We start from the raw sequence: 8330 nt of genomic DNA on the forward strand, positions 1-8330 counted from the left end.
CCGGAGCGCGTCCGGCGTCGCGTACGGCCTCCGGCCGGCCCTCCGTGCCCTCCGGGGCGCGGGCCTCGCCCCGTACGGCCCCCTCGGCCTGCCGCGGCACCGTCGCCGTCGCCGGTGCGCCGTCCGGTACCGCGCGGTCGCGCAGGAGGCGTTTCCAGGCGCGGTCGGCGTGTTCCCAGTGGGCGGCGAGGGGGCCGAGGTCGGCGCCGGTGATGTCGGAGAGCGCGACGACGGCGCTCCTCGGCACGGGCCGGTGGGCGTTCAAGTACGCCTCCCAGTCGCCGCGTTCGTGGTGGGTGCGCTCGGCGACGGCGACGACGCCGAGTCCGCTGCGGTCGATGACCAGCCGCAGCCGTTCCGTGAACGTCCGCACGTCCGGGTCGAGTTCGCCGGACAGCGCCTTCCACGCCGACATGTGCACCCCCTCGTCGAAGTTCCTCGAAGGATGGCAGCTCCGGCGGGCGAGCGGGACCCCGGGCCCGGCGGCCGGATGTACCGGAATGGTCACCTCCGTGCCACAGGGGGCGGCCCGAACTTGCCCTTCATTGGCGCGTACATGACCCTTGATCACGGACGGCGCCCGCCCTCCCACGGGGGAGAGGGCGGGCGCCGTCGTCTCACGACCGGAATCCCGGCGGATCGCCTCAGGTCACCGTCAGGTGGAGGATGTCCTCCAGGAACGGGATCCTGAGCCAGGGCCGCGGCTGCACCATGAGCGCGAGCAGCACGATCAGCGAGCCCATCACCCCGTACGTGATCATGTCCGTGAAGCGCGAGCGGACCGCCAGCATGCCGACCGAGGGCAGCACCCGGCGGAGCACAGCGCCCAGCAGCAGCGCGGCCCCCACCAGCATCGTGCCGACCCGGAAGGACTGGGCGAAGGAGTCCGTCCCCACCACGAGCAGTCCGAGCGCCGCCGTCCCCAGCACGAGGAGCAGCGGCCACTGACGGGCCGGCGCCGGGGCGTCGCCGCCCGCCGCCCGGCCGCCGCCCTCGGGCCGTGCCGTGTCCGTGGTGAGGGTCGGCGGCCGGCGCGAGCGCCGCACCCGGCGCAGCTTCGACACCCGGCCGCGCGGCAGCTCCCGCGGGCCGCCCGGGGCCCCGGGGGAACCCGGGCTCCCCGGCGTCATCTCAGAGCGCCGCGGCCGCGCGCTCCGCGGCCTCGACGACGTTCACGAGCAGCAGCGCGCGGGTCATCGGGCCCACGCCGCCGGGGTTCGGGGAGATCCAGGCGGCCACCTCGGCGACGTCCGGGTCCACGTCACCGAGGATCTTGCCCTCGGCGTTGCGCGAGACGCCGACGTCGAGGACGGCCGCGCCCGGCTTGACGTCCTCCGCCTTGATCAGGTGCGGCACACCGGCGGCGGCCACGATGATGTCGGCGTTGCGCAGGTGCGCCGAGAGGTCCTGGGTGCCGGTGTGGCACTGGGTCACGGTGGCGTTCTCGGAGCGGCGGGTCAGCAGGAGCGGCATCGTGCGGCCGATGGTGACGCCGCGGCCGACCACGACGACCTCCGCGCCGTTGATCTCCACGCCGTGGGCGCGCAGCAGGCTGATGACGCCGTTGGGCGTGCAGGGCAGCGGGGCGGGCTCGTTGAGGACGAGCCGGCCGAGGTTGGTCGGGTGCAGGCCGTCCGCGTCCTTCGCCGGGTCCATCAGCTCCAGGACGCGGTTCTCGTCGATGCCCTTCGGCAGCGGCAGCTGGACGATGTAGCCGGTGCAGGCCGGGTCCTCGTTGAGCTCCCGGACGACCGCCTCGATCTCCTCCTGCGTGGCGGTCGCGGGGAGTTCGCGCTGGATGGAGGCGATGCCGACCTGCGCGCAGTCGCGGTGCTTGCCCGCCACGTACTTCTGGCTGGCCGGGTCGTCGCCGACCAGGACGGTACCGAGACCGGGCGTGACGCCCTGCTCCTTGAGGGCCGCCACACGGGCGGTCAGGTCGGACTTGATCGCGGCCGCGGTGGCCTTGCCGTCGAGAATCTGGGCGCTCATGGAGGACATCCTCCCGGATGACCCCCGGCTTCTCCCAATTCGGTCCCGCCGGGGCTCCCGGGCGGACGCCGCGGCACGGAACGGAGAGTTGCACTTGCACAACTCCGGTGCGTATCGACTGGACAACACCTCGGAGCTACGACGACGATGACCAGCGCAGTGCCGCGGAAAGTGCCGGGGGGAGTCCGCTCACGTGCCGTGAAAGTTCCTCCGCGCGGGCCGCGTCGTCCCCGCACGAGAACATTCACGGAGGAAACACCCGATGAGCTTCGGCGACCCGAACAACCCCTACGGCCAGCAGCCGCAGGGTCAGCAGCCGGGCTACGGCTACCCGCAGGCCCCCCAGGGCGTCCCCCAGCAGGGCGGCTACGGCTACCCGGCGGCCCCGCCCGTCTCGCCGTACGGCGCCTACCCGGGCGGCCCGAACCAGGTCCCGCAGTCGATGCCGGGCCTGCTGATGACGGCACGCGTGTTCCTGTACCTGATCTCGGCCGTGCAGATCATTTTCGGGGCCATCTACCTCTTCGGGGCCGCCGCCACGAGTGACGCCTCGAACGCCGCGTCCGACTACGCGGGCGACAACCCGTTCAGCGAGATCGGCAACGCCGCCACGGGCGTCCTCGTGGTCCTCGCGATCATCGCGCTCGCTCTCGCGGCCCTCTCGATCACCCTGGGCGTGAAGTTCGGCAGCGGCGGCCAGGGCGTGCGGATCACGACCGTCGTGTACGGCGCGCTCGGCACCCTGCCGGGTCTGTACTTCCTGTTCATCGGCTTCGACATCGGCCTCGCGTCCGTCATCCTGCCCGGACTGATCTGGACCGTCTTCGGCGTGATCATCACCATCGCCCCGGTGGTCGGCAGCGGGACCGCCTGGTTCGCCCGCCCGCGCTACTGATCGCGCGGTACGCCGAAGGGCCCGGCTCCTCCTGGAGCCGGGCCCTTCGGCGTACCGCCTACTTCCGCTTCAGCACCGCGAAGCCCTCCGAGCGGTGGACGACCTCGTACGCCGCCTCCGGATGCAACTGCGAAGCCGTGATCGCCGGGTCCGAGGTCTGTCCGGACCAGCCGCGCAGGTCCAGCGCCAGGTAGTCGGGGGTGGCGCCCTTCGCGGTGCCCACCCAGTAGACCCGGTGGTCGGCGGTGAGGTGCGCCAGGAGGGGCACGTCGGCCTCGACGGAGGCGCCCTTCGGGACCGCCGCGACCGCCGCCCGGGCCTGCTCGGCGCGGACGTCCGCGGCGTACGTCTCGGACTTGAGCAGCTCGCGCAGCGGGAGGTTCGCGGCGAGGGTGAGCGCGACGGCCGTGGCGACGGCGACGGCCACCTTGCCGTACGCGGCGAGCCAGGCGCGCGGCGAGGTGCGCACCGCGCGGACCGCGTCGACCAGCGCCAGGAAGACGATCGGCATCAGGACGGCGCTGTAGTGCCAGTGCAGGCCCCAGTGGTTGGCGTCCTGGGAGACGAAGCGCCAGCCGAGGGTGGGCAGCACGAGCAGCACCAGCGGGGAGCGCAGCGCGAGGAAGCCGGTGACCGCGAGGACGTAGAGGACCATCTCCCAGCGCTCGCCGGAGGTGAGGGCGTCGGTGACGACCTGTACGAGCGAGGTCTCGGCGCCCGTGCCGGTCTTCTCGATCTTGGCCCAGTAGTCGTACTGGCCCAGCTTGCTGGCGGCCGGGATGAGGACGAGCACGGTGAGCGCGAAGGCGGCCACGCCGAAGCCCGCGAGGGCGGCGCCGAGCTTCCGCTGCCCCTTGACGGCGAGGACGACGCCGACCATGGCGACGGTCAGCCCCATGTCCTCCTTGACCAGGACCAGCGGCGCCGACCAGGCGACGGCGGCGGTCCAGCGGCCGAGGAGCAGGGCGCGGCAGGTGAGGGCGAGCAGCGGGACGGCGAAGGCGATCTCGTGGAAGTCGGACTTCACGGCCTCCTGGAGGCCCCAGGAGAGTCCGTACGCGACGGTGAGGGCGATGCCGGTGGCCCGGCTGCCGAGGACCTGCTGGGCGGTGCGGCCGACGATCACGGCGGAACCGGCGAAGAGCGCGGCCTGCGCGAAGAGCAGCGAGACCGGCGAGGGCCAGATCCAGTACAGCGGGGCGAGCAGCGCCGTCACCGGGCTGAAGTGGTCGCCGAGTATCGGGAAGCCGGGACCCTTGATGTCGACGACGGGGACCTTGAACTCCGCGTAGGAGCGGACGGCCTGCCCGAAGATGCCGAGGTCCCAGGAGGGGGTGCGGAAGTGGTCGTACTGCACCCACGAGTAGAGGAAGTACGCGGCGGTGAGGGCGACCGCGATCAGCACGTGGGGGAGGTACGGGACCGGAGCGGTGGCGGTGTCCTCGGCGGGCCGCTCGTCGGCGGGGTCCGCCGACGGTCTGTTCAGTACGTCCAACACCACGTCTCCACTACTGCCGGCCGGGCCAGGGCCCGTCCATTAGACCAGAGACGACGGTGGGGCCCTCCGGAAGCGGAGGGCCCCACCGTCGCGTCCCGTCAGTGGAAGAAGTGGCGGGTGCCGGTGAAGTACATCGTCACGCCGGCCTTCTTCGCGGCCTCGACGACGAGCTCGTCGCGCATCGAGCCGCCGGGCTGGACGACCGCCTTCACGCCGGCCGCGGTGAGGATCTCCAGGCCGTCGGGGAAGGGGAAGAAGGCGTCGGAGGCGGCGTAGGAGCCGCGGGCGCGCTCCTCGCCGGCCCGCTCGACGGCGAGCTTGGCGGAGTCGACGCGGTTGACCTGGCCCATGCCGACGCCGACGGAGGCGCCGTCCTTGGCGAGCAGGATCGCGTTGGACTTGACCGCCCGGCACGCCTTCCAGGCGAAGGCCAGCTCGGCGAGCTCGGCCTCGGAGAGGGCCTCGCCGGTGGCCAGGGTCCAGTTCGCCGGGTCGTCGCCCTCGGCCTGGAGGCGGTCGGTGACCTGGAGCAGGGCGCCGCCGTCGACGGGCTTGACCTCGACCGGGTTGCTCGGGGCGCCCTCGGCCCGGAGCACGCGGATGTTCTTCTTCTTGGCGAGGACCTCGACGGCCCCGTCCTCGTACGCCGGGGCGACGATGACCTCGGTGAAGATCTCGGCGACCTGCTCGGCCATCTCGACCGAGACCGGGCGGTTGACGGCGATGACGCCGCCGAAGGCGGAGAGCGGGTCGCAGGCGTGGGCCTTGCGGTGCGCCTCGGCGACGTCGGCGCCGACCGCGATGCCGCACGGGTTGGCGTGCTTGATGATCGCGACGCAGGGCTCGGCGTGGTCGTAGGCGGCGCGGCGCGCGGCGTCGGTGTCCGTGTAGTTGTTGTAGGACATCTCCTTGCCGTGCAGCTGCTCGGCCTCGGCGAGGCCGCCCGTGCCGTCGACGTACAGCGCGGCGCCCTGGTGCGGGTTCTCGCCGTAGCGCAGGACGTTCTTGCGGGCGTAGGTGGCGCCCAGGAAGTCGGGGAAGCCGGAGTCGTCGGCGGCGGCGTAGTCGTCGGCGAACCAGGAGGCCACGGCCACGTCGTAGGCGGCGGTGTGCTGGAAGGCCTCGCCGGCGAGCCGCTTGCGGGCGGGCAGGTCGAAGCCGCCGGCCTGGACGGCGGCGAGGACGTCGGCGTACCGCTCCGGGCTGGTGACGATGGCGACCGACGGGTGGTTCTTGGCGGCGGCGCGGACCATCGACGGGCCGCCGATGTCGATCTGCTCGACGCACTCGTCCGGGGTGGCGCCGGAGGCGACGGTCTCGCGGAACGGGTACAGGTTCACGACGACCAGGTCGAAGGGCTCCACGCCCAGCTCGGCGAGCTGCTCGCGGTGCGACTCCAGGCGCAGGTCGGCGAGGATCCCGGCGTGCACGCGCGGGTGCAGCGTCTTGACCCGGCCGTCCAGGCACTCGGGGAAGCCGGTCAGCTCCTCGACCTTGGTGACCGGGACGCCGGCGGCGGCGATCTTCCCGGCGGTGGAGCCGGTGGAGACGAGCTCGACACCGGCCTCGTGCAGACCGCGGGCCAGCTCCTCCAGACCGGTCTTGTCGTAGACGCTGACCAGCGCGCGGCGGATGGGCTTAGCGGTGTCCGTGTTCACCGATCTGAACCTTTCGTCCCTCAATGCGGTAGCCGTGCCGGGCGAGACGCCCCACGACGTCGACGAGCAGCGAGCGCTCGACTTCCTTGATGCGCTCGTGCAGAGCGGCTTCATCGTCCGACTCCCGTACCTCGACCACGCCCTGGGCGATGATCGGGCCGGTGTCGACGCCGTCGTCGACGAAGTGGACGGTGCACCCGGTGACCTTCACGCCGTGGGCGAGCGCGTCACGCACCCCGTGGGCACCGGGAAAACTGGGGAGGAGCGCCGGGTGGGTGTTGACGACCCGGCCGCCGAAGCGGGCGAGGAACTCCTTGCCGAGGATCTTCATGAATCCGGCCGAGACGACGAGGTCCGGCTCGTACGCGGCGGTGGCCTCGGCCAGGGCGCGGTCCCACTCCTCGCGGGTCGCGTGGTCCTTCACCCGGCAGACGAAGGTGGGCAGCCCCGCGCGCTCGGCCCGCTCCAGACCGGCGATGGACTCGCGGTCGGCACCGACGGCGACGATCTCCGCGCCGTAGCCCTCGGGGTCGGCGGCGATGCCGTCGAGCAGGGCCTGGAGGTTGGTACCGGACCCGGAGACCAGGACGACAAGGCGGGCGGCAGCCACAGGGTCACTCTTTCCGTGGTGTTTGTGCGGTCCTACGAACGAATCGTGCCCGTCGATACGGGGAACCCTACGAATGGCTCGACCGTCAGCAACGATACCGGCACACCGGACGGCCCCCACGGGACGGGGGCGGAGCAGAGGGGTAGCGTCAGGGTCCGACGCCGGTCACGCCGCCCGGTGCGACGCGGTCACGACGACAGAGGGAAGACGTCCAGCAGATGCCGGATCGCCAGTCCACGAACGACAACAACCCGTTCGCCCCGCCGCCCGAGGGCAGGCCCGACCAGCCCTGGCAGCCGCGCCGGCCGGACGGCGCGGAAGGCTCGGACGGCCCGGACGGCGAGGGCGCCGAACCGTCGTCGCCCGGGACCGGCTCGTCCGACGGGCGCTGGAGCCCGCGCCAGCCGGGCCGTTCCTCGGACGGTTTCGGGCGCGGACCCGAGCGCGGACCCGAGCGGCAGGGCGGCCAGGGCGGCTCCGGGCCGGAGCGGCCGGGGCTGCGCTGGGACCCCACCGACCCGGCCCAGCGGCGCGCGCGGTACGCGATCCTCGGCGGCATGTGGGCCTTCTTCTTCGCCATCTTCGACATCCCGGAGCTGGCCCTGCTGCTCGGCGCGCTGTCGCTCTACTGGGCGATCAGCTCGCTGCGCGCCAAGCCGAAGGCGCCCGCCGAGGTGTCGCCGGAATCACAGGCCGCGTCCCAGCCCTCGGGACAGCCGGCCGCCGCCCCGGGCGCCCCGAACCCGGTCCGCTCGATGCGGACGGCGGCGATCAGCGGCCTGGTCGCGTCCGCCGTGGCCCTCTCGATCGTCGCCTTCGGCTTCACGATGCAGCTGGTCTACAAGGACTTCTACGAGTGCCGGGACGACGCCCTCACCCACGCGGGCGCGGTGGCCTGCAACGACCTGCTGCCCAAGCCGCTGCGGGACGGGTTCGGGGTGCGCGACTAGGGCGTGTCCGACCATTGGTGTCGGATCAGGCCGGGTCGTCCGGTGCGTGCGATCGGCGTGCGGCCGGGGCGTCCATGTAGCAGCGCTACTTGGGCGTTTCGGCCGTGCGGCGAGCGTGCGTGCCGGGCGGGCCGGACCCGACGGGAATGGTCAGACAGGCCCTAGGGGCGTGTCCTTCGGTGTCGCTTCCCGCTCCGCCCCGGTCGTCCCCGACGGCCGGGGCGGTTCCGTGTCCGGGCGGGGAGCCGGTGCGGGCCGGGGGGCGGGGGGCGTCGAGGGCGTCGGTGCCGTCTCCCAGGACGCGGGGAGGTAGTCGTACGGGACGTAGCCCTCGTCGTCGTCCAGGTCCGCGAGACCGTTCGATCCGTTCAGGCCGTCCAGGCCGTTCAGGGAGAAGTCGAAGACCGGTGGGGCCGGGGCGGCGGCGCCCGGGACGGGCGCGGCGGCCGCCAGGGCCGGAGCCTCCGCCGTCCTCGCGGCCTTCGGCTGCTTCGGCGGCTTGGGAGGCTTGGGAGGCTTCGGACGGGGTACCCGGCGGCCCCAGGCCCGTACCGCCAGCGCGGTCGGGAGGCCGACGGCCACGCCCCACAGGACCGCCGCCGCGCCCGCCTGCCACCACACCGGGCCGAAGGCGAGCAGCCGGCCCGAGCCCAGCGGGCCTCCCGCCGCGCCCGCGAGGCCGGCGACCGGCGCCCCGGACGCCCAGGCCGCCCCGAGCGCCGCCAGC

General features: G+C 73.2%; 8 protein-coding genes and 1 pseudogene. 2 read left to right on the forward strand and 7 right to left on the reverse strand.

Features of this window, described 5'->3' with window-relative positions; translation table 11 throughout:
• The 3 genes from IE321_RS39530 to IE321_RS39540 all read right to left on the reverse strand — a co-directional run.
• On the reverse strand, positions 1-415 hold a 415-nt coding region (locus IE321_RS39530), incomplete at its 3' end, for a helix-turn-helix domain-containing protein (RefSeq protein ID WP_506417415.1).
• 229 nt (positions 416-644) lie between these two features.
• Complete coding sequence (locus IE321_RS39535; RefSeq protein WP_190226493.1) at positions 645-1130, reverse strand: DUF3017 domain-containing protein; 486 nt, start codon at positions 1128-1130, stop codon at positions 645-647.
• A gap of 1 nt (position 1131) precedes the next feature.
• A complete protein-coding gene (locus tag IE321_RS39540) occupies positions 1132-1992 on the reverse strand; it encodes a bifunctional methylenetetrahydrofolate dehydrogenase/methenyltetrahydrofolate cyclohydrolase (protein WP_043225941.1) in 861 nt (286 codons plus the stop codon).
• Positions 1993-2254: 262 nt separating this feature from the next.
• Between IE321_RS39540 and IE321_RS39545 the strand changes: the two genes are divergently transcribed.
• On the forward strand, positions 2255-2887 hold the full coding sequence (locus IE321_RS39545; RefSeq protein ID WP_190226494.1) for a hypothetical protein: 633 nt from the start codon (positions 2255-2257) through the stop codon (positions 2885-2887).
• A gap of 58 nt (positions 2888-2945) precedes the next feature.
• On the opposite strand, the gene IE321_RS39550 is transcribed toward IE321_RS39545, so the two are convergent.
• The 3 genes from IE321_RS39550 to purN all read right to left on the reverse strand — a co-directional run bounded on the left by IE321_RS39550 (position 2946) and on the right by purN (position 6653).
• Positions 2946-4385, reverse strand: coding sequence for a DUF2079 domain-containing protein (locus IE321_RS39550; protein WP_372470186.1), 1440 nt, complete (start codon positions 4383-4385; stop codon positions 2946-2948).
• A 98-nt stretch (positions 4386-4483) separates the two neighbouring features.
• Positions 4484-6043 carry a bifunctional phosphoribosylaminoimidazolecarboxamide formyltransferase/IMP cyclohydrolase gene (gene purH, locus IE321_RS39555; protein ID WP_190226496.1) on the reverse strand — a complete coding sequence of 520 codons (1560 nt, stop codon included), beginning with the start codon at positions 6041-6043 and terminating at the stop codon, positions 4484-4486.
• Complete coding sequence (purN, locus tag IE321_RS39560; protein ID WP_043225947.1) at positions 6024-6653, reverse strand: phosphoribosylglycinamide formyltransferase; 630 nt, start codon at positions 6651-6653, stop codon at positions 6024-6026. The genes purH and purN overlap by 20 nt, the downstream gene beginning before the upstream one ends.
• 218 nt (positions 6654-6871) lie before the next feature.
• Here purN and IE321_RS39565 point away from each other — a divergent pair, with 218 nt between their 5' ends.
• Entirely contained in the window at positions 6872-7603 is a 732-nt protein-coding gene (locus tag IE321_RS39565; RefSeq protein ID WP_190226497.1) for an ICP22 family protein, read from the forward strand.
• 150 nt (positions 7604-7753) lie between these two features.
• Here the strand turns inward: IE321_RS39565 and IE321_RS39570 are convergent.
• Positions 7754-8330 (reverse strand): annotated as a pseudogene (locus tag IE321_RS39570) (DUF6350 family protein); the annotation flags it as partial.

Source organism: Streptomyces hydrogenans (genome assembly GCF_014656075.1).
Lineage (GTDB): Bacteria > Actinomycetota > Actinomycetes > Streptomycetales > Streptomycetaceae > Streptomyces > Streptomyces hydrogenans.

What these genes read in the sequence shown, in the direction of transcription:
- IE321_RS39535 (WP_190226493.1), bottom strand. Translation starts at nt 1,130, where the DNA reads ATGACGCCGGGGAGCCCGGGTTCCCCCGGGGCCCCGGGCGGCCCGCGG.
- IE321_RS39540 (WP_043225941.1), bottom strand. Translation starts at nt 1,992, where the DNA reads ATGAGCGCCCAGATTCTCGACGGCAAGGCCACCGCGGCCGCGATCAAG.
- IE321_RS39545 (WP_190226494.1), top strand. Translation starts at nt 2,255, where the DNA reads ATGAGCTTCGGCGACCCGAACAACCCCTACGGCCAGCAGCCGCAGGGT.
- IE321_RS39565 (WP_190226497.1), top strand. Translation starts at nt 6,872, where the DNA reads ATGCCGGATCGCCAGTCCACGAACGACAACAACCCGTTCGCCCCGCCG.